This is a genomic window from Trinickia sp. (assembly GCF_051953405.1).
Lineage (GTDB): Bacteria > Pseudomonadota > Gammaproteobacteria > Burkholderiales > Burkholderiaceae > Trinickia.
Genome location: NZ_JBQCIV010000026.1, coordinates 1 through 24,656 on the forward strand (window position 1 = coordinate 1; position 24,656 = coordinate 24,656).

Annotated in this window: 25 protein-coding genes, 2 pseudogenes and 1 riboswitch; of the genes and pseudogenes, 16 read left to right on the top strand and 11 right to left on the bottom strand. The window is 64.0% G+C overall.

Annotated elements, in window-relative coordinates; translation table 11 throughout:
• The 4 genes and pseudogenes from ACTHN9_RS04530 to ahcY form a co-directional block, all read right to left on the bottom strand.
• A pseudogene (locus ACTHN9_RS04530) lies at positions 1 to 260 on the bottom strand (type VI secretion system tip protein VgrG); the annotation flags it as partial.
• 345 nt (positions 261 to 605) lie between these two features.
• Complete coding sequence (gene metF / locus ACTHN9_RS04535) at positions 606 to 1,433, bottom strand: methylenetetrahydrofolate reductase [NAD(P)H] (protein WP_440535555.1); 828 nt, start codon at positions 1,431 to 1,433, stop codon at positions 606 to 608.
• A gap of 94 nt (positions 1,434 to 1,527) precedes the next feature.
• Positions 1,528 to 1,881 (bottom strand): phage holin family protein, encoded by a 354-nt coding sequence (locus tag ACTHN9_RS04540; protein WP_440535556.1) that lies wholly within the window; start codon positions 1,879 to 1,881, stop codon positions 1,528 to 1,530.
• A 231-nt stretch (positions 1,882 to 2,112) separates the two neighbouring features.
• Positions 2,113 to 3,534: an adenosylhomocysteinase gene (gene ahcY, locus ACTHN9_RS04545; protein ID WP_440535557.1), complete on the bottom strand. Its 1,422-nt coding sequence runs from the start codon at positions 3,532 to 3,534 to the stop codon at positions 2,113 to 2,115.
• Positions 3,535 to 3,568: 34 nt separating this feature from the next.
• Positions 3,569 to 3,688, bottom strand: a riboswitch (S-adenosyl-L-homocysteine riboswitch).
• 124 nt (positions 3,689 to 3,812) lie between these two features.
• On the opposite strand from ahcY, the gene ACTHN9_RS04550 reads away from it, so the two are divergent.
• Entirely contained in the window at positions 3,813 to 4,625 is an 813-nt protein-coding gene (locus tag ACTHN9_RS04550) for a hypothetical protein (RefSeq protein WP_440535558.1), read from the top strand.
• A gap of 39 nt (positions 4,626 to 4,664) precedes the next feature.
• Here the strand turns inward: ACTHN9_RS04550 and ACTHN9_RS04555 are convergent, their stop codons facing one another.
• Complete coding sequence (locus ACTHN9_RS04555) at positions 4,665 to 5,393, bottom strand: LrgB family protein (RefSeq protein WP_440535559.1); 729 nt, start codon at positions 5,391 to 5,393, stop codon at positions 4,665 to 4,667.
• A 49-nt stretch (positions 5,394 to 5,442) separates the two neighbouring features.
• The gene (locus tag ACTHN9_RS04560) at positions 5,443 to 5,874 is read right to left on the bottom strand and encodes a CidA/LrgA family protein (RefSeq protein WP_440535560.1); all 432 of its coding nucleotides are present in this window, start codon (positions 5,872 to 5,874) and stop codon (positions 5,443 to 5,445) included.
• A 114-nt stretch (positions 5,875 to 5,988) separates the two neighbouring features.
• Here ACTHN9_RS04560 and ACTHN9_RS04565 point away from each other — a divergent pair, with 114 nt between their 5' ends.
• The 3 genes from ACTHN9_RS04565 to ACTHN9_RS04575 all read left to right on the top strand — a co-directional run bounded on the left by ACTHN9_RS04565 (position 5,989) and on the right by ACTHN9_RS04575 (position 10,351).
• Positions 5,989 to 6,936: a LysR substrate-binding domain-containing protein gene (locus ACTHN9_RS04565; RefSeq protein WP_440535561.1), complete on the top strand. Its 948-nt coding sequence runs from the start codon at positions 5,989 to 5,991 to the stop codon at positions 6,934 to 6,936.
• Between the two features lie 204 nt (positions 6,937 to 7,140).
• The gene (locus ACTHN9_RS04570) at positions 7,141 to 8,847 is read left to right on the top strand and encodes an isovaleryl-CoA dehydrogenase (RefSeq protein ID WP_440535562.1); all 1,707 of its coding nucleotides are present in this window, start codon (positions 7,141 to 7,143) and stop codon (positions 8,845 to 8,847) included.
• An 85-nt stretch (positions 8,848 to 8,932) separates the two neighbouring features.
• Positions 8,933 to 10,351 carry a coniferyl aldehyde dehydrogenase gene (locus ACTHN9_RS04575; RefSeq protein ID WP_440535563.1) on the top strand — a complete coding sequence of 473 codons (1,419 nt, stop codon included), beginning with the start codon at positions 8,933 to 8,935 and terminating at the stop codon, positions 10,349 to 10,351.
• Positions 10,352 to 10,419: 68 nt separating this feature from the next.
• Here the strand turns inward: ACTHN9_RS04575 and ACTHN9_RS04580 are convergent, their stop codons facing one another.
• Positions 10,420 to 11,454 carry a serine/threonine protein kinase gene (locus tag ACTHN9_RS04580; RefSeq protein ID WP_440535564.1) on the bottom strand — a complete coding sequence of 345 codons (1,035 nt, stop codon included), beginning with the start codon at positions 11,452 to 11,454 and terminating at the stop codon, positions 10,420 to 10,422.
• Between the two features lie 77 nt (positions 11,455 to 11,531).
• Positions 11,532 to 11,747 (bottom strand): hypothetical protein, encoded by a 216-nt coding sequence (locus tag ACTHN9_RS04585; RefSeq protein ID WP_440535565.1) that lies wholly within the window; start codon positions 11,745 to 11,747, stop codon positions 11,532 to 11,534.
• Positions 11,748 to 12,147: 400 nt separating this feature from the next.
• Between ACTHN9_RS04585 and ACTHN9_RS04590 the strand changes: the two genes are divergently transcribed.
• Positions 12,148 to 12,363: a hypothetical protein gene (locus tag ACTHN9_RS04590; RefSeq protein WP_440535566.1), complete on the top strand. Its 216-nt coding sequence runs from the start codon at positions 12,148 to 12,150 to the stop codon at positions 12,361 to 12,363.
• A 190-nt stretch (positions 12,364 to 12,553) separates the two neighbouring features.
• Positions 12,554 to 12,742 carry a hypothetical protein gene (locus ACTHN9_RS04595; protein WP_440535567.1) on the top strand — a complete coding sequence of 63 codons (189 nt, stop codon included), beginning with the start codon at positions 12,554 to 12,556 and terminating at the stop codon, positions 12,740 to 12,742.
• A 54-nt stretch (positions 12,743 to 12,796) separates the two neighbouring features.
• Here the strand turns inward: ACTHN9_RS04595 and mgrA are convergent, their stop codons facing one another.
• Entirely contained in the window at positions 12,797 to 13,840 is a 1,044-nt protein-coding gene (gene mgrA / locus ACTHN9_RS04600; protein WP_440535568.1) for an L-glyceraldehyde 3-phosphate reductase, read from the bottom strand.
• A 134-nt stretch (positions 13,841 to 13,974) separates the two neighbouring features.
• Here mgrA and ACTHN9_RS04605 point away from each other — a divergent pair, with 134 nt between their 5' ends.
• The gene (locus ACTHN9_RS04605; protein WP_440535569.1) at positions 13,975 to 14,181 is read left to right on the top strand and encodes a DUF3185 family protein; all 207 of its coding nucleotides are present in this window, start codon (positions 13,975 to 13,977) and stop codon (positions 14,179 to 14,181) included.
• Positions 14,182 to 14,242: 61 nt separating this feature from the next.
• Here the strand turns inward: ACTHN9_RS04605 and ACTHN9_RS04610 are convergent, their stop codons facing one another.
• Positions 14,243 to 15,004, bottom strand: coding sequence for a phytanoyl-CoA dioxygenase family protein (locus ACTHN9_RS04610; protein WP_440535570.1), 762 nt, complete (start codon positions 15,002 to 15,004; stop codon positions 14,243 to 14,245).
• 824 nt (positions 15,005 to 15,828) lie between these two features.
• Here ACTHN9_RS04610 and ACTHN9_RS04615 point away from each other — a divergent pair.
• Together ACTHN9_RS04615 and ACTHN9_RS04620 are read left to right on the top strand one after the other, a co-directional pair.
• Positions 15,829 to 16,047, top strand: coding sequence for a hypothetical protein (locus ACTHN9_RS04615; protein ID WP_440535571.1), 219 nt, complete (start codon positions 15,829 to 15,831; stop codon positions 16,045 to 16,047).
• 69 nt (positions 16,048 to 16,116) lie between these two features.
• Positions 16,117 to 16,320: a hypothetical protein gene (locus tag ACTHN9_RS04620; protein WP_440535572.1), complete on the top strand. Its 204-nt coding sequence runs from the start codon at positions 16,117 to 16,119 to the stop codon at positions 16,318 to 16,320.
• 160 nt (positions 16,321 to 16,480) lie between these two features.
• Here the strand turns inward: ACTHN9_RS04620 and metK are convergent, their stop codons facing one another.
• A complete protein-coding gene (gene metK / locus ACTHN9_RS04625) occupies positions 16,481 to 17,668 on the bottom strand; it encodes a methionine adenosyltransferase (RefSeq protein ID WP_440535573.1) in 1,188 nt (395 codons plus the stop codon).
• Positions 17,669 to 17,968: 300 nt separating this feature from the next.
• Between metK and ACTHN9_RS04630 the strand changes: the two genes are divergently transcribed.
• The 7 genes and pseudogenes from ACTHN9_RS04630 to ACTHN9_RS04660 form a co-directional block, all read left to right on the top strand.
• Positions 17,969 to 18,856 carry a lipid A biosynthesis lauroyl acyltransferase gene (locus tag ACTHN9_RS04630; RefSeq protein ID WP_440535574.1) on the top strand — a complete coding sequence of 296 codons (888 nt, stop codon included), beginning with the start codon at positions 17,969 to 17,971 and terminating at the stop codon, positions 18,854 to 18,856.
• Between the two features lie 72 nt (positions 18,857 to 18,928).
• Complete coding sequence (gene dapF / locus ACTHN9_RS04635; RefSeq protein ID WP_440535575.1) at positions 18,929 to 19,795, top strand: diaminopimelate epimerase; 867 nt, start codon at positions 18,929 to 18,931, stop codon at positions 19,793 to 19,795.
• An 80-nt stretch (positions 19,796 to 19,875) separates the two neighbouring features.
• Entirely contained in the window at positions 19,876 to 20,622 is a 747-nt protein-coding gene (locus ACTHN9_RS04640; protein WP_440535576.1) for a DUF484 family protein, read from the top strand.
• A gap of 33 nt (positions 20,623 to 20,655) precedes the next feature.
• Entirely contained in the window at positions 20,656 to 21,597 is a 942-nt protein-coding gene (gene xerC, locus ACTHN9_RS04645; RefSeq protein ID WP_440535577.1) for a tyrosine recombinase XerC, read from the top strand.
• Between the two features lie 68 nt (positions 21,598 to 21,665).
• Positions 21,666 to 22,868 carry a class I SAM-dependent rRNA methyltransferase gene (locus ACTHN9_RS04650; RefSeq protein WP_440535578.1) on the top strand — a complete coding sequence of 401 codons (1,203 nt, stop codon included), beginning with the start codon at positions 21,666 to 21,668 and terminating at the stop codon, positions 22,866 to 22,868.
• Between the two features lie 138 nt (positions 22,869 to 23,006).
• On the top strand, positions 23,007 to 24,083 hold the full coding sequence (locus ACTHN9_RS04655; protein ID WP_440535579.1) for a CobW family GTP-binding protein: 1,077 nt from the start codon (positions 23,007 to 23,009) through the stop codon (positions 24,081 to 24,083).
• Positions 24,084 to 24,548: 465 nt separating this feature from the next.
• Positions 24,549 to 24,656: pseudogene (locus ACTHN9_RS04660) on the top strand (RNA polymerase-binding protein DksA); the annotation flags it as partial.

A 24,656-nucleotide genomic window follows, 5' to 3' on the forward strand; every position in this document is an offset into this window, starting at 1 on the left:
CCGTGATGCGGCAGATACGTGCCGTCCGCCTGGAGAATCCAAAGCGTCACGGCTTTGCCGATCAACGCCTTCAGCTTGATTTCCTTGCCGCGAGTGGATATCGCATCGATAACGAATTCGTAATCGCGGCCCAGACGCGCGTGGCCTTTCACGTACATCGGTAATAGCCAGTCCGAGCCCAGTGGCGTATCGAGCTTGACTATTCGTTTGCGCTGCGCGCCACCGTACGATATCGCGTCGTAAAGCGTCGTGGCCCTCATCTCGCTTTTCCTTTTATTGGAAGCTTCTTCTTTTAATGCAAAGGCGAGATTCTAATCGATGGCAATGAAGAGGCAATCGGTGCGTCGAAAAAACAACTTCATTCTCGGGCAACGAATCGACGCCATGATTTGCGCGCAGCAAAAAATTCCGAGATTTAAGAATTCCGCGGCGACTGTTGCGGTATTTTTTTCCGAGCACGCTGCTGCCAGTCGGCGCGAAGCCATCGCACTCGGTTTTCGTTGGCTACGAATGGCGCGTCATTCCCTACACGGAACGATTCCAATTCGAACGGCGCTCGCCGCGCGGCGACAGGCATCGATTCCCGTCACCGCGCCCGACGAACCTCACCCCAACCGTTCGCAAATCGCCTTAGTCGCCGTCGCCGCATTCAGCGTATAAAAATGCAGCCCCGGCGCGCCTTCCTTCACGAGCCGCTCGCAAAGCTGCGTGACGACATCGAGCCCGAACGCGCGTATCGCTTCTTTATCATCGCCGAAGCTCTCCAACCGCTTGGCGATCCAGCGCGGCACTTCCGCGCCGCACATTTCCGAAAACCGCATCAGTTGCGAGTAGTTCGTGATCGGCATGATGCCCGGCACGATCGGCACATCGACACCGAGCTTGCGCGCCTCGTCGACAAACCGGAAATACGCATCGGCGTTATAGAAGTACTGCGTAATCGCCGCATTCGCGCCCGCTTTCACTTTGCGCGCGAAGTTCTCGATATCGTGCTTCGGCGAGCGAGCCTGCGGGTGATACTCCGGGTAGCCCGCCACTTCGATATGAAACCAGTCGCCATGCTCCGCGCGGATGAAGGCAACGAGTTCGGACGCATAGCGCAATTCGCCCACTTCGCCCATGCCCGAAGGCAAATCCCCGCGCAATGCGACGATATGGCGAATGCCATTCGAGCGATAACGCTCGAGAATCGCACGCAAGCTTTCCTTCGACGAACCGATGCACGACAAGTGCGGCGCGGCTTCCAAGCCGTCCTTCGCCATGTCGAGCACCGTGTCGAGCGTGCCTTGCTGGGTAGAGCCGCCCGCGCCGAACGTCACGGAAACGAACTTAGGTTTGAGCAGCGCCAACTGAGCGCGCGTGGCGCGCAGCTTCTCGACGCCGTCAGGCGTCTTCGGCGGAAAAAATTCGAATGAGATTTCGATGGGATTCATGATCCGGTTGATCCGGTATATGACCGAGCCGCGAAAGGCCGAGATGCGAAAGGCCTAGCCGCGAACAGCCGAGCCGCGTCGATCGGAGCCGCGATCAGCCCAGACTCCGATTGCCGAAGATCAATGCCGACAGCAACCACGACACGATGCTGTACAGGATCGAGCCGAAGAACGCCGACCAAAATCCCGAAACCTCGAAGCCCTTGAGCAGCGACGCCGCGAGCCAGAAACACAAGGCGTTGACGACGAGGATGAACACCCCGAGCGTCACAATCGTGACGGGCAACGTCAGCAGGATCAGCACGGGCCGAAGCACCGCGTTGATCAAGCCGAGCACGAGCGCGACGACGAGCGCCGTGCCGAAGCTGCGAATGTGAATCGACGGCACGAGGTAGGTGATGATCAACAGTGCGAGCGCGTTGATCACCCAAGTCAGCAGCACGGTCATGGCGAGATTCCTTCGGCGTGACGGTCGATCGCGTGAATCGCGTCGATCGAGTCCAGGGTTGTCGGACGTTTGACGGCAAGACGGCTTCGAACGGCCGCGCGTTACCGCGCGGCTCGGTACTGCGTTAAACGTGACGGCTATCGGAACGGCAACGCCGCTCTCGATGCACGCCGCCCGGCGCGGGACACGCCACGCGCGACGCGGGCGGCCCTCGCCGTTTGCTCGATCCGATCAATAACGATAATGATTCGGCTTGAACGGGCCGTTCTTATCGACACCGATGTAGCTCGCTTGCGCATCCGACAGCTCCGTCAGATTCGCACCGATGCGGGCCAGGTGCAGACGCGCGACCTTCTCGTCCAGATGCTTCGGCAGCACGTACACCTTGTTCTCGTACTGGCCGCCGCGCGTGAATAGCTCGATTTGCGCGAGCGTTTGGTTCGCGAACGAGTTCGACATCACGAACGACGGGTGGCCCGTCGCGCAACCGAGGTTCACGAGGCGCCCTTCGGCCAGCAGGATCACGCGCTTGCCGTCCGGGAAGATGATGTGGTCGACTTGCGGCTTGATGTTTTCCCACGTGTATTGGCGCGTGGACGCAACATCGATTTCCGAATCGAAGTGGCCGATATTGCAGACGATCGCGTTGTGACGCATCGCCTTCATGTGGTCGTGGCCGATCACGTGATAGTTGCCCGTGGCCGTCACGAAGATGTCGGCCTTATCGGCCGCGTAATCCATCGTGACCACACGGTAGCCTTCCATCGCGGCCTGCAACGCGCAGATCGGATCGATTTCCGTCACCCACACCGTCGCGCCAAGCCCACGCAGCGATTGCGCGCAGCCCTTGCCCACGTCGCCGTAGCCGGCCACGACCGCGATCTTGCCCGCGATCATGACGTCGGTGGCGCGCTTGATCCCGTCGACGAGCGATTCGCGGCAGCCGTACAGGTTGTCGAACTTCGACTTCGTGACCGAATCGTTGACGTTGATGGCCGGGAACGGCAGGCGCCCGTCCTTTTCCATTTGATAGAGGCGATGCACGCCCGTCGTCGTTTCCTCGGTCACGCCCTTGATCTGCGCGAGACGCTTCGAGTACCACGAACCGTCGATCTCGAGATGACGCTCGATCGACTTGAACAGCGCGATTTCTTCCTCGTTCGTCGGCTTGGCGATGACCGAGCGGTCCTTCTCCGCCTTCGAGCCGAGAATCAGCAGCAGCGTGGCATCGCCGCCGTCGTCGAGGATCATGTTGGCGAACTCGCCGTTCGGCCATTCGAAGATGCGGTGCGAGTACTCCCAGTATTCGTCGAGCGATTCGCCCTTGAAGGCGAACACCGGCGTGCCCGACTGAGCGATGGCCGCCGCGGCGTGATCCTGCGTGGAGAAAATGTTGCACGACGCCCAGCGCACGTCGGCGCCCAACGCCTTGAGCGTCTCGATCAGCACGCCCGTTTGAATCGTCATGTGCAGCGAGCCGGCGATACGCGCGCCCTTGAGCGGCTGCGCGGCCTTGTACTCTTCGCGAATTTGCATGAGACCGGGCATTTCGGTCTCGGCAATCGTCAGTTCCTTGCGACCCCAATCGGCGAGCGACAGGTCGGCAACGATGAAATCTTGGTTTTGCTTCGAATCGATAACTGCGGCGTTCATCACGCCCTCCTTTTCTAAATGAGTTCTAGAAAAATTGACGTGAGCGCCGTTCGATGGAGCGACATACCCGCGCAGCCGAGGCTGCGACGTGCATACCGTCCGATTGAAGTTCCCGAGCCTGGCGGAGTGGTCCGTCGCAACGCTCCTCGGAAACGCGGCAATTGTAGCAAAAAACGTCGGGCGAGCCAGCATGCATCGGCATCGAGAATTTTCGTGTCGCGAAGCAGGGGGCTCGACGCTCAAACTGATCCGCTTCCAGTCCATGCCCAGGAGATCTCATGTCGAACAATTGGAATCGCTTTTTCAACGCGGAACCGAAGGGTTATCTCCAAGAGCATTTCATGACGGCCGTCGGAATTCGGCGATTGGCGCCCGGCCCTCAATCGTTCGACATCCACCATCAGGTGGTGCAGGGCTACAAAATCGCCAGAGTGGATGCGTGGGACGCGTCGAGCCGCGATGACGAGCCCCTGGACGGGTATTGGGTGCCGCAAGGCCAATCGTGCCTTATCCCGCGCGTAGCCACTCAGTCGCGCCATGTCTTTACTGCCGACTTCAGCGGATGCTCGATCCTCGTCGATCAGGTCAGCCCTAATCAGTACCGCGTCTACCATGTCCAAGCCGGCAGCAGCTATATCTACCAGGAATACCTCGAGGCCACCCGATACTCGCACGGCCTGGGGCTCGCTGCCGCAATGACGTTCGGCGATTACGCCGCAGCGTGCGACGCATGCAAGACCCTGTGCGGGCGCGAGCAAACGCGTGGCTTCGCGTTCCTCAAATTCGAGAGCGGCCGCTGGTGGATCTACGTGCAAGGTCAGAACGGCGTGGGCATCTACTATAGAAATGGACAATTTGCCCTAACAGGTCCGCAGACGATCTCGGGAGGCGTGCGCATTCCGGTCGCCGACCTCACCCGCGAGGTGCCGCGCGTGTTTGGGCGGCAAGATCGCACCGACTTGCCGGTGCCCACGCGCCGCAGCGTGTATAGCCACACGCCCGCAGCCGCGCAATTGGGCGCTTACACGCCGGCCCGCGCCAAGCAAGCGCGCATCTTCTCGCGCTATCTGCCGAACGACGAGCTTTGGTGAGGCGAAAGAAGGTCGCGCACGTTCGGCGCGAACCGCCCGCTACCCGAGCGTCGCGGCAAGCAGCGGAGCCAGCAACACCATGACGACGCCGGCGATCATCATCGTGAGGCTCGCGATCACGCCTTCCTCGCTGCCGAGTTCGCGCGCCTTGGCCGTGCCCACGCCGTGCGCGGCCGCACCGAGCATCGCGCCGCGAGCGAGCCGGCTGCGCAGCGGCAAGAACAGCAGGACCAGTTCACCGAGCAGCATGCCGCAGACGCCCGTCGCGATCACGAACAGCGCAGTCAGTTGCTTCGGTGCGTGGATCTGATCCGATACGGCCAACGCGAACGGCGTCGACACCGAGCGCGTCATGAGGCTGCGCGCGACATCCGGAGCTAAGTGCAACAACTTGGCGAGCGCGAACGAACCACCGACGGCCACGACGATCCCCACCGTGACGCCTGCCGTCAGCGAGATCCAGTGACGGCGCATCAAGTCGCGATATTCGTAGATCGGCAAGGCGAAGGCGACGGTCGCGGGCCCGAGCAGCCACATGAGCCAGCGGGTATCGGCGAAGTAGACCGAGTAGGGAATCCGCATCGCGAGCACCACGGCGGCCAGCATCGCGGGCACGATGACGAGCGGCGTCAGCCAGGCTCGCTGGTAGCGGGCGTACAGGCGCTTGGCCACCACGTAGAACGCGATCGTCAGAACGAAGCAGGCTGCCGCCACCCACCGCGGGCCCGCTTCGGTCACGGGCCAGGACAAGGCTGCTGAAATCGACATGGTTGTTTCCCTCGCTTATGGCGTGCGGCGCGGCACGTGGCGCCCCGCTTTAGGCCGCATGGATCGCGCGAGCCGCGAGCGCACGGCGCGTCGCAAGCCGGCGTTCGAGCCGCACGGCCTGATCGACGGTGAACGCAACGGCCACCAGCACGGTCAGCGTCCCGGCGACGACCACGAGCGCGAGGCGCCATCCGTCGGACTTGAAGAGCCCGCCGTATTGCACGACGGCGACAGCCGCGGGAACGAAGAACAGCAGCAAATCGGAGAGCAGCCAGTCGGCTCCGGCCTTGATCCAGCGCGGCGCGACGCCGCCCGTCAGCAGCAGGACGAGCAACGCCGCCAGGCCGATCACGCTGCCCGGCACCGGCAAGCCGAGGTGCCGCGACGCGAAATCGGCGACGAACCAGACGGCGGCCAGAAACGCGGTCTGCGCCACGATGCGGGCCGCGCCGCCCAAGCACTCGATCGATTTCGTGTTCATGGCAAAACTCCCTATTGACTCCACAACGAAATGGTAAGAGTCCGTCGACTATAAATAAAATGACTTAAACTTATCGACATCATTCCAAATTGGAACTTCAGAGGGCACCTCGTCATGGAGCTACGCGCACTGCGCTATTTCGTGGAAGTGGTCCGGCAGCAAAGCTTCACGCTTGCCGCCGAGCGGATGTTCGTCACGCAGCCCACGATCAGCAAGATGGTCAAGGCGCTCGAGGAGGAGATCGGCGCGCCGCTGCTGCTGCGCGAGGGTCGTCAGATGGTGTTGACCGACGAGGGACGCATCGTCTTTCAGCGCGGGCAGGACGTCCTCGCCTCCTATGCGCAGTTGCAGGCGGAACTCGACGACGTGGGCACGCTCGGCCGCGGCGCGTTGACGATCGGTATTCCACCGATGGGCGGCTCGTTGTTCACGCCCGTCATCGCCGAATTCCGCCGGCGGCATCCGAAGATCGAACTGAAGCTGTTCGAACAAGGTTCGCGAGCGATCGAGGCCGCGCTGCTCGCCGGGGATATCGAATTCGGCGGCGTGCTGCTGCCCGTCGATCCCCAAGTGTTCGACGTCCTGCCGATGTCGCTCCAACGGCTGTGGGTGGTGGCGCCGCACGGTTCGCGCTTCGACACGCTGCGCGAAGTGCGCCTATCCGATCTCGCGTCGGAGCCTTTCGTCTACTACGGCGAAAGCTTGGCGCTCAACGATGTCGTCACGCGCGCTTGCCGCGACGCGGGCTTCGCGCCCCAGATCGTCTCGCGCAGCAGCCATTGGGATTTCATGGCCGCGCTGGTGCGCGCCGGCGTCGGCATCGCCCTGCTGCCGGCGCCGTATTGCCGGCGGCTCGATCCGGCGTATTTCACGTGCCGCCCCGTGATCGAGCCCGAGATCCGCTGGGAGATGGCCATCGCGTGGCGCAAGAGCGGCTACCTCTCTCACGCGGCGCGCGCCTGGCTCGAGGTCGCGCGCGAAACGCTGCCGGGGCAACCGGGCGACGAGTTCGTCTATACGACGCGCTCGGATAACTTCGACGAATCCGCCGCTGGCGACTGAACGCTAACGCGAGCGCAGAGCGAATCCTCTACACCGAGCGCGCCGCGCAAACCTATCATTGAGCCAGACGCGCATGCGCGTGCAAGCCTTGCCGCATACCGATCGAACACCGACGCATCCCCCTTCGCTAGACCATACGCGGCTCGCGCGCCGAATGTCGAACGCGCGCCCGAATGCGTCGCACGCCGCCAAGGAGACACGCAAATGGAACCGCAAGCCCCGCCGGCCACCCACGAAGTCACGAATCAAGTTCCGCCGCTCGAGCACTACAACCTCTACGAATGCGATGCCGTTCTGACGGCCGCCGTCGAACGAGAAGGCGCCGCCTGGCATGCGCAGGCGCTTGCGCGCGACGGCGCCGCGCTCGGCACGCCCGAGGTCATCGCGCTCGCTAGCGCAGCCAACCGGCACGAACCTGAGCTTTCCACCTTCAGCCCGCGCGGCGAGCGTATCGATACGTTGGAGTTTCATCCGAGCTGGCATCGCCTGCTCGCGCAGCTTCGGCAGGAGGGGCTGCACGCGTTGCCGTTCGACACGCCGCGCGCAGGTGCGATGGTCGCGCGTTGCGCCGGTTATTTTCTGCATGCGCAGCTCGAGTCCGGCTCGCTGTGCCCGCTGACGATGACCTTTGCCAGCATCCCCGTCCTGCGGCGAGAGCAGGCGCTCTTCGCGCAGCTCGCCGAGAAGCTCTATGCGCGCGAACACGATCCGAGCGATGCGCCGCTCGAGCGCAAGCGCGCCATGATGATCGGCATGGGGATGACGGAAAAGCAAGGCGGCTCGGATGTGCGCACGAACGCAACGCGCGCGCGAGCGCTGGGCGCCGGCTCGGGACGCGGGGCCGAGTACCGCCTCGTCGGCCACAAATGGTTCTTCTCCGCGCCGCAATGCGATGCGCACCTCGTGCTCGCGCGCACGAACGCCGATGCGCCGATCTCCTGCTTTTACGTGCCGCGCTACACGCCCGACGGCAGCCGCAACGCGATTCGCGTCCAACGTCTGAAGGACAAGCTCGGCAATCGCTCGAATGCGAGCGGCGAAGTGGAATTCGTCGATGCCTATGGCGTCATGATCGGCGACGAAGGGCGCGGCGTGCCGACCATCATCGAAATGGCGAACTACACGCGGCTCGATTGCGTGATCGGCAGCGCCGCGCTCATGCGTGCGGCACTCGTGCAAGCGATTCATCATGCGCGCCACCGCGTCGCATTCTCGCGGCGGCTCGTCGATCAGCCGCTCATGCGCAACGTGCTCGCCGATCTCGCGCTCGAAACCGAAGCGGCGACGGTGCTGTTCATGCGGCTCGCGCGCGCATTCGATGCGCATCTGGCCGCAGAGCGCGCGGGTACCGGCGAAAGCGACGTCGAGCGCGCCTGGCGGCGGATCGTCACGCCGGCGGCAAAGTTCTGGGTCTGCAAACGTGCACTGGCATTCACCGGCGAAGCAATGGAGGTGTGGGGCGGCAACGGTTACGTCGAAGAAGGCCCGATGGCACGCTTTTATCGCGAAGCGCCCGTCAACTCGATTTGGGAAGGATCGGGCAATGTCATGTGCCTCGACGTGCTGCGGGCATTGGAACGCGATCCGCCAGCCGCGCATGCGCTGCTCGACGAATGGCGGGCCGATGCGCAAGACGCCGCGCCCCTCGTCGCGGCGCTCGACGCGCTGCAGGCAACGCTCGCCGCTCCCGCCGAACACCGCGAAGCGAGCGCGCGACGATTGGTGCAGCAACTCGTACTGTGCGCGCAAGCGGTCTTGATGCTGCGTTCATCGCCCGACGAGCGCGCACACGCTTTCATCGCGACTCGGCTGGCGGATACGAACGCGGGGCTCGCTAGCGGCCGTGTGTACGGCACCCTTCCCGCGACATTCGATCACCGCGCCATCGTTGCGGACGCGTTACGCATCTGAACATGGCGAACCGAATGCGAAACACGCGAGCGAATTCCGCTGCGAAATCCTCGCGCGTACCGACAATCTTCAAGAGCGCACACGATTGAAAAACGACTTGCCCGGCGCGATCGACCTCGACGCATTGCTGCTGTCGCAGCGCGAGGCGCATGCGCGCGAGCCCTACCCGCCGTGGGAAACACGCGCGGCGCATCTGAAAGCCCTGCGCGCGATGCTGCTCGATCGCACCGATGAACTTGCCGACGCGCTGAACGCCGATTTCGGCCAGCGCGCCAAGGCGGAGCTCATGCTCTCCGAGCTATGGCTCGCGAAGAGCGAGATCGATTCGGCATTGCGGCACGGCAAGCACTGGATGAAGCCGCAGCGGCGCGCTACCGGCATTTGGCTGCGCCCCGCCACGGCGAAGGTCATCCCGCAGCCGCTGGGGGTGATCGGTATCGTCGCGCCCTGGAACTATCCGATCCTGCTTGCCGTCGGCCCGTTGATCGGTGCGCTCGCGGCCGGCAACCGCGCGATCGTCAAGATGTCGGAACTCACGCCCCGCACCGCCGAGCTGTTTCGTCAATTGATCGAATGCACTTTCGCATGCGAACACGTGGCCGTCGTCACCGGCGATGCCTCGGTAGGCGCCGCGTTCTGCGCGCTGCCGTTCGATCATCTGATCTTTACGGGCTCGACGGCCGTCGGGCGCGAAGTCATGCGCGCCGCCGCGGCCCATCTCACGCCCGTTACGCTCGAATTGGGCGGTAAATCGCCGGCGATCGTCGGCCCGCATGCGCGCTTCGATGCGGCCGTGGACAGTATCGTCGCCGGCAAGACGCTCAACGCCGGCCAGACCTGCATCGCACCCGACTACGTGCTCGTGCCGCGCGGGATGGAGCAAGCGTTCGTCGATCGCGCGCGAGCGCGCGTCGCTCGGCTCTACCCCGACTTCGCCCGCAACCGCGACTACACGACGCTCGTCAGCGCCCGGCACTTCGATCGCATGCGCACACTCGCAGACGAAGCCGCCGCTGCAGGCGCGACGCTTCATCCGCTTACCGATACCGCGCCCGATGATGCGCGCAGGCTATTCCCGCCCTACGTCGTGACGAACGCGCCCGAGACTTGCGCGCTGATGCACGAGGAGATCTTCGGCCCGCTGCTGCCGCTCGTGCCGTACGACACGCTCGACGACGCGCTGCGCTACGTCAACGCGCGGCCGCGCCCGCTCGCGCTCTACCTGTTCGACGACGAGCGCGCAACGATCGACCGCGTGTTGCATGAAACAGTTTCGGGCGGGGTCGCGGTCAACGAAACGCTGCTGCACATCGCATGCGAGGGGTTGCCGTTCGGCGGGGTGGGCGCGAGCGGCATGGGCGCCTACCACGGATACGACGGCTTTGCGGCGTTCTCGAAGATGAAGCCGATCCTCATGCAACCGCGCATCAACGCGCGGGCCTTACTACTGCCGCCCTACGGACGACGCTTTCACGCCATCATGCGGCTCATGTTCAAGCTCTGACATTCGGGCGCCGTGCGCCGCGCAACGTTCGGCCGAGCGACAGGCGCCCGCCCGAGGCAGGCGACCCGTCAAACGGGCCAGAGCGGCCCTTCTTGCATCGCACCGATTTGCTCGCGCAACTCGAGCACGCGCTCTTCCCAGTAGCGCTGCGTGTTGAACCACGGGAAGGCGGCCGGAAACGCGGGGTCGTCCCAACGCCGGGCGAGCCAAGCCGCGTAGTGCATGAGCCTGAGCGTGCGCAGCGCCTCGACCAAGTGCAGCTCGCGCGGCTCGAACTCGCAGAAATCTTCGTAACCCGCGAGCAGATCGGCCAGTGCGCTCGACGCCTCGGCGCGCCCGCCCGGCAGCAGCAGCCAGAGGTCCTGGATGGCCGGGCCCATTCGGCTGTCGTCGAAATCGACGAAATGCGGACCGGCATCGGTCCACAGCACGTTGCTCGCATGGCAATCGCCGTGTAGCCGCAGGTGGATCACCTCGCCCGCGGCCTCGAAGGCGCGCTCGACGCCTTCCAATGCGAGCGTCGCCGCGGCTTCGTATGAGGCGCGCAGCTCGGGCGGCACGAAGGCATGCGATAACAGAAATTCCAGCGGCTCACGGCCGAAGCTGGCGATATCGAGCGTGGGCCGCGCCCCGTAAGGCTGCCGTTTGCCAACCGTATGAATGCGACCGATGAAGCGTCCCATCCATTCGAGCGTGTCGCGCCGGTCGAGATCGGGCGCGCGTCCGCCCCGCCGCTCGAAAATCGCGAACCGGAAGCCGTCGAACGTATGCAACGTGCGGCCGTCGATTTCGCGCGCCGGTACGGCGGGAATCTCGGCCTGGGTGAGTTCGGCGACGAACGCATGCTCCTCGAGAATCGCTTCGTCGGACCATCGATGCGGACGATAGAACTTCGCGACGACCGGGGGCCCATCCTCGACGCCGACTTGATAGACGCGGTTTTCGTAGCTGTTGAGCGGCAGCAGACGGCCGTCGGTGCGCACGCCGGTGGTGGCCAGCACGCTATCGAGCGCGTCGAGCACGCATTCCGGCGTAAGCCGGGTGAAGGGGTGCCCGGCTTGGCTGCCGTGCACGTCGGGGGAATCGGAAAAAGGCTCGTTCATGCCGGCATTGTGCCCCATCGGCACACAGCCCGGCTCACTACCTCGCGGCTACCGCGCAGCGATACACAAACCGACTGTCAATGGACAAGCGATCCAGCCGGGCGGGCGACGAGTTCGCCCGTGTCGATCAGATCTTCGAGAAAGAACGGCTCGGTATTCAATTGCAGCGACGCACCGGGCTCGCCGGCATACCAAACGACCATCGCCATATCGCCGAGTATGCGCATGACGATTCCGCGCGCGCCCGATGGCACGGCCATATGCACCGACCTGACGATCGAACCGATTTGCATGATGTCTCCCCTCCGGGGCGTTGAACGATGACTCGATTGTTCACGGAACCGGCCAACCGGGAAAGCCGAATGTAAAGCCGTATTAACCGCTATTTCTCGCGATCGTCCTTACAAAACGCTGACCATCCAGATAGCGAGAGCGACGCATGTCCGTCCTGTTGCGCGCCTCTCGGATCCTGCCGCTGCCAACCCCAATTTCCCCCGCAGTACCTTACGCGTACGTGGCGGTATAGTCCAAGCATACCGCGCGACGCGATGTCGCGGTCACCGCACTGCAGCAATGCAGCCGATACGTCGCACGATTCGCGCACGGCACAGCGATTGCGTGCCGGAACGAAAGGGCGTCGCGCGTCGTTCGGCAGCGGTGCGTCGGGTGCGGTTCGGAATGGGAGATCGAACGATGAACGAGCTATTCTCATGCAGCACACGGCGCATGCGGCCCATACAAGGCGTGGGCTCGCTTGGCGCCGCCGGGCTCGCCCTGGCGCTGACACTGGCAGCCTGTGCGCACACCGGCGTCGACGACGTCAAACCCACCGCCACGACGGCCTATCATTCGAGCGCGCCCGCCGCGCCGCAACCCTCGCCGGCCGCGCCCGCACCGGCTCGAGAATGACGGGCCGGCGCTAAGCGCCTCTCATACGTGCGCTGCCCGCGTCGGCGCGCTTGGCCGATCGAAGGCCGCGCGCCGCCGAATTGTGCGGCCCTCTTTCTTGCCATCGCTGTGCGCCGCGTCTCCTATACTCGATCCACGCATACGCACATTCGCAGCGCTTAGCGCGCGGCGAGACAAGGGGGAGACCAGCATGCCGACGACCTATTTCACGATCAGCGATTTCATTCTCGTGATTCCCATGGCGCTCGCGGGCGCGCTCTTCCTAGGCGCGCTGCCCACGTCGTCGCGCTTCGTCCACAACGTCCTGCGTGTGCTCGGTGCCGTGCTCGGCGTCGTGTTCGCCGTCGTGCTCGTCGAAGGCTTGCCGGCGCTCATGTAGTGCCGCCCCACGCCGGATCGATCGACACGGGGGCGGCTCGGCCGGCGGCGCGCGTCAGATGCGCTGATCGGTGGAGGGCTTTTCCCAAAGGTTGATGCCGCCTTCGGTCGCATAGCGATCGATCTCGGCGATCTCCTCGCTCGAAAACGCGAGGTTAGCGAGCGCGCCCACGTTCTCGCGCACCTGCTCCGCGCGGCTCGCGCCGATCAGTGCCGACGTCACGCGGGCGTCGCGCAGTACCCACGCAAGCGCCATTTGCGCGAGGCTTTGCCCGCGCCGCTTTGCAATCTCATTCAGTTTGCGCACATGCTCGATATTTTCGCGGCTCAGGTGACTCTGCTGCAACGAGCCGCCGCCCGGTTTGTTGATGCGGGCATCGTCGGGCACACCGTTCAGGTACTTCGACGTCAGCAGACCCTGCGCAAGCGGCGTGAAAGCGATGCAACCGCTGCCCACCTCTTCCAGCGTGTCGAGCAGTTCGCTCTCGACCCAGCGATTGAGCAGGTTGTATGAAGGCTGATGAATGAGCAGCGGCACCTTGTGTTCGCGCAGCAGCGATTGCATCTCCCGTGTCTTGGCGGCCGAGTACGAAGAAATGCCGACGTACAGCGCCTTGCCTTGATGCACGGCGCTGGCCAGCGCAGCGGCCGTTTCCTCCAGCGGCGTATCGGCATCGAAGCGGTGCGAGTAAAAGATGTCGACGTAATCGAGCCCCATGCGCCGCAAGCTCTGGTCGAGGCTAGCCAGCACATATTTGCGCGAGCCGCCGCCTTGGCCGTACGGACCGGGCCACATGTCCCAGCCCGCCTTCGTCGAAATCAACAGTTCGTCGCGATAGGGGCGAAAGTCGTCCTTGAACAGCCGGCCGAAATTCGTTTCTGCGCTGCCGTAGGGCGGCCCGTAGTTGTTGGCCAGATCGAAATGCGTGATGCCGAGGTCGAACGCGGTGCGCAAAATTTCGCGCTGGGTCGAGAGCGGCGTCGTATCGCCGAAGTTATGCCACAGGCCCAGCGAGAGCGCGGGCAGCTTCAACCCCGAATGGCCGCAAGTGCGGAATTGCATGTCCGAGTAACGCGTGGATGCAGCTTCATAGGCCATGAGAATCCTCGGTGAGTACGCGGGTGGATGGATCGGCGGCGGTCGCCGCGCAACGAAAAGGGTGCGAATCGATGGACACTTTCACGACAAGTTTCATACACTGCCCGGTGCTCGAACCATCGAAGAGAATGTCCATGTCCAAAGCCATCTCACTGGCGTTGATTGCGGGCGGCGTCGTGCTGCTTTACTTTGGCGGCCAGTCGTTTCACTCGCTTTCCAACGACGTATCTCGCGTCGTAACCGGCGCGCCCACCAACAAAACGATCTGGCTGATCGCGGGCGGCGTGGCGGCTACGCTCGCCGGCCTCATCGGCCTGACGGTTTCCTCCGGCAAGCGTTGAGCGCATCGGGCGGCGTGCATTGGCCCCCCGGCGGCAACCGCACACGCCGGCCGCACCTTGCTCAAATCGCGACTTCGGGCTTCGCAGCAGAGCGCGTGCCGGGCAGCGGAACGTTGCTCGCGCCGTGGTAGGTGAACACGAGCGAAAACTTCACGTCGTCGGTCAGGTTTTGCCCCGCCGAGTGCAACGTGTTGCAATGAAAGAAGACGACGTCGCCGGGCTCGAGTTCGGGCGAGACGGCCGTGCGGATCAACGCCTCGTTCTCGGGTAAGTCGGCGCGGAAAAACTTTTGCGCATCGAACCGCTCCGAGGTGAATGTCATCGCATGCGAGCCGGGCACGAACCAAAGCCCGCCGTTGCGCACCGTCTCCTTGCCCAGTGCCAGCCACGTCGACACGAGATCGTCCCGCTCGAACGACCAATACCGCGCGTCGCGGTGCCAGCCCGTCAGGCTGCCGTATGCGGGATGCTTTGTCATCATGCAATTGTGGTGCGCCCGGGAAAGCCGCGGTGCCTCCCCAAAATACAATTCCATCCAGCCCTTGATTTCCGATGCGCTCGCCCACTCGCGAAACAAGTTGTCGCGCACATACGCGTCGAGAAGGCGCCGGACCGTGTGTCCGCCCGGCGCATGCTTCGATTCCGGCGCGCCCGGATAGCGCAAGTCGGCTTCGTATTCGATCGGTTGCGCCGCCTCGCGTAATTGCTGCAAAGCAATATCCTTGAGCACCGCACACCGTTCTGGCGGCACGAGACCTTTCACGACGACGAAGCCGCGCTCGCGCAGCTCATGCACTTGTTCTTTTTTCGATTGTGCTGACATGAAATCTTCCTTGGCTTAAGCGGGCCGCTTGGGGCGCAAACATTTCATTCTAAAGCGCGCGCGGTCGGTGCGTCGTGGCACCTCACCGGGGCGAGGGTCGCCACGACTTACACCCGTCACGATTCGCGTGTAGGCTGCGTTGCATGTTGTCCGTCAGCCCCAGCGTCTTGCGACCCCGATTTAGGTCGCCCCTTGACGCCCTCTCCCAGGATCTTGCCCCCGTCGTGCATATCGGCCCACGCGTGTTTTTCCTGCGCTTGGCACGTTTGATGCATCGATGCGCCGGCCTCGCCCCGATCGCGAGCGCGCTTACCGCTTTCTCTTACTATGCATAAACGTCTCGCCTCTCGTGATAACCGGACCCGGACGACGCTCAACGCGGCCCGGTCCGTCCCTCGGTCTTCGGTGCGCTCGCTGCGGCACCACGCCGCGCGCCATGACGCGCTTTCGCGCCGCGACGCCGCACCGGCGCGGCCCCGCGATGCGGGTGGATCGCTGCGCACATGGCTGCTTGCCGTCTTCTCCGCCTTGCGCAGCGGTACGCGCGCGCGCCGCTTGCTGCTGCGAGGGCTCCTGCGCCGCTCGGCAGCCCGACGCGCGGCCGGCGCGGGCGCGACGCGAACCTTGGCGGGCAGTCGGCGGCCGCGTCGGCTTTCGGCCAGTGCGGGGTGGTTTGTCTTCGCCGCCCGCTAGTTGCGCGATAGCCGTTCATTCAGCCGCCACCTCGTTTCGGCGACGGTTCGCCGGCCTGCGGCCCGGTGGCGCAAGCGTAAAATGAGTCACTCGATATCGATTGGCCCGGCTGCAGCTAGCCGGGATGCGCCATGAATACGCCTTCTCCCAACGGGCATCCACACAAGGGGCCGTCCAAGCGCACCCTCAACGTGCTCACTGCGCTCGTGGGGGTCGGCACGCTCGCGGCCGGCATCGGCTGGCTCGTCTATAGCTGGATGACCGACCTCGAAGTGCCTTACTTCGCGATTCCGCTCGTGCTGTGCGTGCCCGTCATCGCCGCGGTTGCCTTTCGGAATTGCTGGGATTGAGCCGCCGGCGCGGCGGCATGGACCTTGCGCGACCTTCGCATCCGATTCGGCTTTGACGGAGGAAGGCTCATGACGACGCTATCGACTTCTCGCGGCCAAACGCCGCGCACCTTCGCCGGTCACGCGGCCAACGCCGACGACGAGAAACGGCCGACGCAGCCCGATTCGCCGGCGACCGGCACGCAGCACAAGCCGCGCGGCGAGCCGGAGAGGCCGACCGACAAACCGCTGCCCGATCTACCCAATCCGACCGAGGTCGGCGAAGACGAATAGCGCAGCGCAACGGCTCGCTCAAAATAAAAACCCCGGCATTGCCGGGGTTTTACCGTCCGCTATCCTCCAATATCGTCCGATCGCCACGCGCTTTCAACGCGCGGCGGTAGGAACGGTAGGGACTTGCGGAACCGAAGGACCCGAAGGAACCTAAAGGGACTTAGGCCACTTCCGCCACCGGCTCGGTGCCGGCGGCTTCGGCCAGTGCCAGCGCCTTGTCGGTCGCTTCCCACGAGAATTCCGGCTCTTCGCGGCCGAAGTGGCCGTAGGCGGCCGTCTTCTCGTAGACGGGGCGCAGCAGATCGAGCATCTGAATGATGCCCTTCGGGCGCAGGTCGAAGTGCTCGCGTACCAGTGCCGTGATCGTCGCATCCGACACCTTGCCCGTGCCGAACGTATTGACCATGACCGACGTGGGTTGCGCCACGCCGATGGCGTACGAAACTTGGATCAAGCAACGCGAGGCGAGGCCGGCGGCCACGATGTTCTTCGCCACATAGCGGCCCGCGTAGGCCGCCGAGCGGTCGACCTTCGACGGATCCTTGCCCGAGAACGCGCCGCCGCCGTGCGGCGCCGCGCCGCCGTACGTATCGACGATGATCTTACGGCCAGTCAAACCGCAATCGCCTTGCGGGCCGCCGATGACGAAACGGCCCGTCGGATTGACGAGGAACTTGATGTCGCCCTTGATGAGATCGGCCGGCAGGGTCGGCTTGATCACCTCTTCGATGACGGCTTCGCGAAGCGTGGACAGCTCGATCTCCGGCGCGTGCTGCGTGGAGAGCACGACCGTGTCGATCGAATGCGGCTTACCGTCGACATAACGCACGGTGACTTGCGATTTCGCATCGGGGCGCAGCCAAGGCAGGCGGCCGTCGCGGCGCAGGCAGGCTTGACGCTCGACGAGGCGGTGCGACAAATGGATCGGCAACGGCATCAGCTCGGGCGTTTCGTCGCAGGCGTAACCGAACATCAGGCCTTGGTCGCCCGCGCCTTGATCGAGGTTATTGTCGTGCGCACGATCCACGCCTTGAGCGATATCGGGCGATTGCTTGTCGTAGGCCACGAGCACCGCGCAGCCGCGGTAGTCGATGCCGTAATCGGTGTTGTCGTAGCCGATGCGCTTGATCGTGTCGCGCGCGACCTGAATGTAATCGACGTTGGCCGTCGTCGTGATTTCGCCGGCCAGCACCACGAGGCCCGTGTTGCACAGCGTCTCGGCGGCCACGCGCGAGTATTTGTCTTGCGTCAGGATGGCGTCGAGGATCGCGTCCGAAATCTGATCGGCGACTTTGTCGGGATGGCCTTCGGAAACGGATTCGGAGGTGAAGAGATAGTCGTTTGCCACTTGTAGGCTCCTTAGGTTACGGTTTTGAGTTCACGTAGCCAACTTCGAGAGCCTGAAGCGGCGACGCTTTAGCGGATTTCCATATCGTTCGGACGCTGCAAGCAGCCCGGCGACTTCGCCCCGCAAGTTGTCTATTAACTCGGCGAAGCCCGTATTATAGCGACTTCTCGAGAATGTCACAGAGCGAATAGCCGTGTCTCTTCCCTTCAACTCGGAGCATTGCGCGCGCGACCCACGCGACGCGGCGGCCGTTGCGCCGCTCGAACCCACGTCTTGCCCGTACTTGTCTACGGCGGACGCATGCTGAATCGTATCGGCACCCAACTCGCCCTCGGCTTGCTCAGGTTTCTTGCCATCTTGCCGTATGGCTTCGTCGCGCGTATGGGCGACGGCCTCGGCTGGCTGCTGTATCAAGTGCCGAGCCAACGCCGGCGCATCGTTCATACGAACCTGAAACTGTGCTTCCCCGAGTGGAGCGAGCGAAAGCGCAAGGAAATCGCAACCCAGCACTTTCGTCACGCGATCCGCAGCTACGTGGAGCGCAGCGTGCAGTGGTTCGGGTCACTGGAAAAACTGGAAAAGCTCGTTCAAGTCGATAGCGAAGTCGATTTGACCGATCCCGACATGCCGCCTACGCTCCTGCTCGGTTTTCATTTCGTCGGCATCGAAGCGGGCTCGGTCTTCATCAACGTGGCGCTCAAACGCCAATGCGCCGCGCTGTATCAGCCGATGTCGAATCCCGAACTCGATGAGATCGCGAAGCGAGCGCGCGGCCGATTCGGCGCCGACATGGCGAGCCGGGCCGATAGCGCGCGCGTGGTGTTGCGCTGGTTGAGGGAGCGCAAGCCCGTGATGCTGGGCGCGGACATGGATTACGGCGTACGCAATTCGACGTTCGTGCCGTTCTTCGGTATCCCCGCCTGCACGCTGACGGCCGTCGGCCGCTTCGCGCAGGTCGGCAAGGCTCAGGTGCTGCCGTTCGTCGGCGAGGTGTTGCCGAATTACAAGGGGTATCGGCTCAAGGTATTTAAGCCTTGGGAAAACTATCCGACGGGCGACGACGATGCCGATGCGCGCTATATGAACGCGTTCCTCGAAAAGCAGATCGTGCGCATGCCGGAGCAGTATTACTGGGTGCACAAGCGGTTCAAGACCCGGCCGCCCGGGATGCCGAGCGTCTACGATTGAACCAAACCTGGCCGCAAGCGCGCCGTATCGCGCGAGCGCGGCATCCGAGCCGTCCCTTACAATAGCCGCACTATGAAGCTTAAGTTCACCAAGATGCAGGGCGCCGGCAACGACTTCGTCGTGCTCGACGGCTACAGCAGGCCGCTCGCGCTCACGAGCGAGCAAGTGCGCGCACTCGCCGATCGCCATTTCGGCATTGGCGCCGATCAGTTGCTGCTCGTCGAGCGGCCCACCGTCGAGCATGCCGACTTCAAATACCGCATCTTCAATTGCGACGGCGGCGAAGTCGAACACTGCGGCAACGGCGCGCGCTGTTTCGTCAAATTTGTCCGAGACACCGGGCTGACCGACAAGCGCAGCGTGCGGGTGCAGGTGCATGGCGGCCTCATTACGCTCACGATGCAGGAGAACGGCGAAGTCGTCGTCGACATGGGCGCTCCCGTGTTCGAACCCGCGCGCGTGCCGTTCGACGCGAGCGGTCTCGCCGGCCGCCCCGAAGGGGCCGATACGCTCTGGCCGCTCGACATCGGCGGCGACACCTACTGGTTGTCGGTCGTATCGATGGGCAATCCGCACGCCGTGCTTGTCGTCGACGATGTCCGAACGTTTCCCGTTGCGGCCCTCGGCCCGAACATCGAGCATCATCCGCGCTTTGCGCAGCGCGTCAACGCGGGCTTCATGCAAGTGCGCTCGCGGCAAGAAATCTCGCTGCGCGTGTTCGAGCGCGGCGCGGGCGAAACGCTTGCCTGCGGCACGGGCGCCTGTGCCGCCGTCGCGGCCGGCATTCGCCGAGGGCTGCTCGATTCGCCCGTGACCGTGCACGCGCTCGGCGGCACGCTGACGATCGCCTGGGACGGTGCACACGACGAAACCGCCGCACTCATGATGTCGGGGCCCGCCGCGACCGTGTTCGCGGGGGAGATCGAACTGGCCGATTGACGTCGACCGACACCGACCGACGCCGAAACCGAACCCGCCCTTCTTACCCATCCGCCCAAGCCCGCTCTTTAGCCGACACCATGAACGATCGCGAAGTCGCTGACTATCTGCTCGCCAACCCCGAGTTCTTCTCGCAACACGCCGAGTTGCTGGCCGCCATCCGCCTCGCCAATCCGCACGGCAAAGCCGCCGTCTCGCTCCAAGAGCGCCAGATGGACATGCTGCGCGAGAAGAACAAGCTGCTCGAGCGGCGCCTCGCCGAACTCCTGCGCTACGGACACGAGAACGACGGGATCGCAGCCAAGTTCAACCGCTGGACCACCCATGTGATCGGGCAGCGCGACGCCCACGCCCTGCCGCGCACTGTCGCACAAGGCCTGATGGATGTGTTCGACGTGCCCCAAGCGGCGCTGCGCCTGTGGGACGTCGCCGAGACGTATCGCGACGCCGAATTCGCGCGGCAGGTGGGCGAGGAGGTGCGCCTGTTCGCCAACGGCCTCGATGCGCCCTACTGCGGGGCCAACTCGGGCTTCGAGGCCGCCCAATGGCTGGCGGCCGGCGATGCCGCAACCGCGGCCGGCGGCGGCGCGACGAACGAGGCGTCGGGCGTCCAATCGGTTGTCCTGCTGGCCCTGCGCGAACCGCGCGCAAACGGCGACGATGCCGCTCAGGACGCCGAGGCCGCTGCGCCCGCCTCGCCGGCGTTCGGCTTGCTCGTGATGGGTTCGCCCGATCCGCGGCGCTTCCATGAAGGCATGGCGACCGACTTTCTCGTGCAGATCGGCGCGCTCGCGAGTGCGGCGTTGAGCCGGCTGCTCGCGCGATAAGGCCGCTAGCGCCGCCAACGAAGAGTCCTGCTCGTGCCCACGGCCGATTCCGATTCCGAACGCGAACCGATCGCGCAATACCTTGCCGGCCTCGCGAACGCGCGCCGGCTGTCCGAGCACACCCTGCGCAGCTATGCGCACGAACTCGACATGCTGGTGCAACTGGCCGACGGCAGGCCGCTGTCAAGCTTGACGTCCGTCGATATGCGCGGGGCCGTCGCTCGGGCTCATGCAGGCGGGCTCTCGGCGCGCTCGATCGCGCACCGTCTCTCGGCCTGGCGCGCCTTTTACCGGTGGCTCGGCGAGCACACAGCGCTTGCCGCCAACCCCGTCGCGGCCGTGCGCGCGCCTAAGCAGCCCAAGCGGTTGCCGAAGGCGCTATCCGTCGACGACGCCGCCGCCCTGATGGAAGGCAGCGCAGCCGACACGGCCGAGGGCCTGCGCGACCATGCGATTCTCGAGCTGTTCTACTCCTCGGGCCTGCGGCTCTCGGAACTCGTCGGGCTCGATGCCGCCTTCCACGAAAGCGACGGCTACCGCTCGGCGGGGTGGCTCGACATGGGATCGGCCGAAGTGAACGTACTGGGCAAAGGCAAGCGGCGGCGGACGGTGCCGGTCGGCCGCAAGGCGATCGACGCGCTCGCCGCTTGGCTCGCCGTACGCGATTCGTTCGTGAAGGCCGATCCGCATCCGCTCTTCCTATCGGTACGCGGCGCGCGGATGTCGCCGAACGTCGTGCGCGAGCGCGTCAAACGCACGGCCCTTCGCGTGGGCATCCCCGCCAACGTCCATCCGCACGTGCTGCGCCACTCGTTCGCCACGCACGTGCTGCAATCGAGCGGCGATCTGCGCGCGGTGCAGGAACTGCTCGGCCATGCCAGCGTCGCCGCCACGCAAATTTATACGTCGCTCGATTTTCAGCACCTCGCGCGAATCTACGATACGGCTCACCCGCGCGCCAAAAAGCGCGATTAACGCGCCAGCGCGGGATCGGCGCGCCGAACGGGCCGCCGCTCAACTTCGCTTTATTGCTCAACCGACCCATGAACACCGTTACGCTCAAGCCCTCGAAGGAAAAATCGCTGTTGCGCCGCCATCCGTGGGTCTATGCCAACGCGATCGACCGCGTGGAGGGCAAGCCCGCATCGGGCGCCACCGTCGTCGTGCGGGCCCATGACGGCCGCTTTCTCGCTCGCGCGGCTTACAGCCCGCATTCGCAAATCCGTCTGCGCGTCTGGAGCTTCGACGAAGGCGAGCCGATCGATCACGCATTTTTCAAACGGCGCGTGCAGCGTGCATTTGCCCACCGGCAAGCGTTCGTGCGCGACACCGGCGCCGTCCGGCTGATCTTCGGCGAGGCCGACGGCCTGCCCGGGCTCATCGTCGATTACTACGTCGAAGACAACGGCGCGGGCCGCGGCCAACTGGTTTGCCAGTTCATGGCGGCCGGCGTCGAGGCATGGAAAGAAGCGATCGTCGCGGCGCTCGTCGGCGCGACGGGATGCCCGAATGTCTACGAACGCTCGGACGTCTCGATCCGGGAAAAGGAAGGTTTGGAACAAACGACGGGCGTGCTCGCCGGCGATGCGCCGCCCGAGACGCTCGTCACGCGCGAAAACGGCGTGCGCTATCACGTCGATGTCCGCACGGGCCACAAGACCGGCTTTTATGTCGATCAGCGCGATAATCGAGCGTTGGTGCAGGCCTACGCGGCCGGCCGCGACGTGCTCAATTGCTTTTGCTACACCGGCGGGTTCTCGCTCGCGGCGCTCGGCGGCGGTGCGGGGCGCGTGGTTTCGATCGACTCCTCGGGCGAGGCGCTCGCGCTTGCCCGCGCGAACGTGACGGCCAACGGCTTCGATCCCGAGCGTGCTCAATGGCTCGATGCGGATGCCTTCCGCACGCTACGCAATCTCGTCGATTCCGGCGATCGGTTCGATCTCGTCGTGCTCGACCCGCCGAAATTCGCGCCGGCGCGCGAACACGTCGACCGCGCGGCACGCGCCTATAAGGACATCAACCTGTCGGGATTCCGTTTGCTGCGTCCGGGCGGCTTGCTGTTCACCTACTCGTGTTCGGGCGCGATCGATGCGGACTTGTTCCAAAAGATCGTGGCCGGCGCGGCCGCCGACGCCCGCGTCGACGCGCGTATTCTCAAGCGCCTCGGCGCGGGCTTGGATCATCCGCTGCTGGCCGCCTTCCCGGAAGGCGAGTACCTGAAGGGGCTGCTGTTGCAAATCGTCTGACCGCCCCCAACTAACGCACCCTGCCGCCGGCACGCCCCTCGCTTCTCACACAAAGGCGCGCGCACCGGTATGCTTCTGTATTTTTCGCGGTCGGCTCGCTTGAACCGTCCCTGATTTTCGACCCATAGGCGATTGAACATGATCCCCGTCACTATCTTGACCGGCTTCCTAGGCAGCGGCAAAACCACGCTGCTCAAGCGCATCCTCAACGAAAAGCACGGCATGAAGATCGCCGTGATCGAAAACGAATTCGGCGAGGAGAATATCGACAACGAGATTCTCGTTCAGAACCAGGCCGAGCAAATCGTGCAGATGAGCAACGGCTGTATCTGCTGCACGATCCGCGGCGACTTGGCGCGCGCGCTCGGCGATCTGGCCGCCCGCAAGCGCGCCGGCGAAATCGCCTTCGACCGGGTCGTGATCGAAACCACGGGCTTGGCCAATCCGGGCCCCGTCGCGCAGACATTCTTCATCGATAGCGAGATCGGCGACGCGTTCTTGCTCGACGCGATCATCACGCTCGTCGACGCCAAGCATGCGAACGCGCAACTCGACGAGCACGAAGTCGTCCAGCGTCAAGTCGGCTTTGCCGATCGCTTGTTCGTCACGAAATCCGATCTCGTCGACGAAGCGACGCTGGGCGACCTGCGCCACCGCCTCGTCCATATGAATCCGAAGGCGACGATCAAGGTCGTCAACTTCGGCGAGGCCGACATCAAGGAAATCTTCGATCTGCGCGGCTTCAACCTCAATGCCAAGCTGGAGATCGATCCGGATTTCCTGGCCGAGGACGATCACGCTCACCACCATGATCATGAACACGATCACGAGCACGGCCATGACCACGAGCACTGCGATCACGATCACGGGCAGTGCGCGCACGAAGGGCACGCGCATCACCATCACGCGCACCACGACGACCGGATCAAGTCGTTCGTCTACCGCAACGATCGCCCGTTCGATCCGAACAAGCTCGAAGACTTCCTCGGCGGCGTGCTGCAGATCTACGGCGAACGGCTGCTGCGCTACAAGGGCGTGCTCTACATGAAAGGCGTCGACCGCAAGGTCGTGTTTCAAGGCGTTCATCAAATGATGGGAAGCGACCTGGCGGCCAAATGGCTGCCCGTCGAAAAGAAGACCAACAAAATGGTGTTCATCGGCATCGACTTGCCGCAGGATCTGATCACGGACGGGCTCGACGCCTGCCTCGTCTAAGTACGCGCTCACGTGGGAAGCCGTACGCGCGCGACGGGCATAGGGTTCGCTTTTTGAACGGGCGCGCGCTATATTTTCAGGATATTGACGGCGTCTCGGCAGGGTTTTCTCTGTTGCAGCGCCAAAGATCGATTCAGTTACAATACGTGCCCGCCGCTGGACGGCGGCTGGGACGACGGCGCCGGGAAACCTTATCCGGACAAGGCCGAAACAAAACGAACGAGACACCGAAAGACGCCGCTGCCCGAGGCTCGTGCTGTGAGAGCTTCGTGCTGCGACGCCGTATCGAATGGGTAGGAGCACCCGAGGATCGGTTTCCTTACGGAGTTCGGCCCCGCATCGGCGCGACGGCGTCTGGACGGCCACTGGGCCGCGGGCGCCGGCGCTTCCAAGGCACCGCTTGCGGGCAATACGAAAGTGCGGGCAATATGTATGGGTTTTGCCTCACATTGAAGAAGCACGCAGATGACGACGAAACGACTCTTGACCGAAGCCGAAATCCTGAAGATGGGCGACAAGGATTACATGAATGAGGATCAGCTCGCCTTCTTCAAGAACAGGCTCGAACAGCTT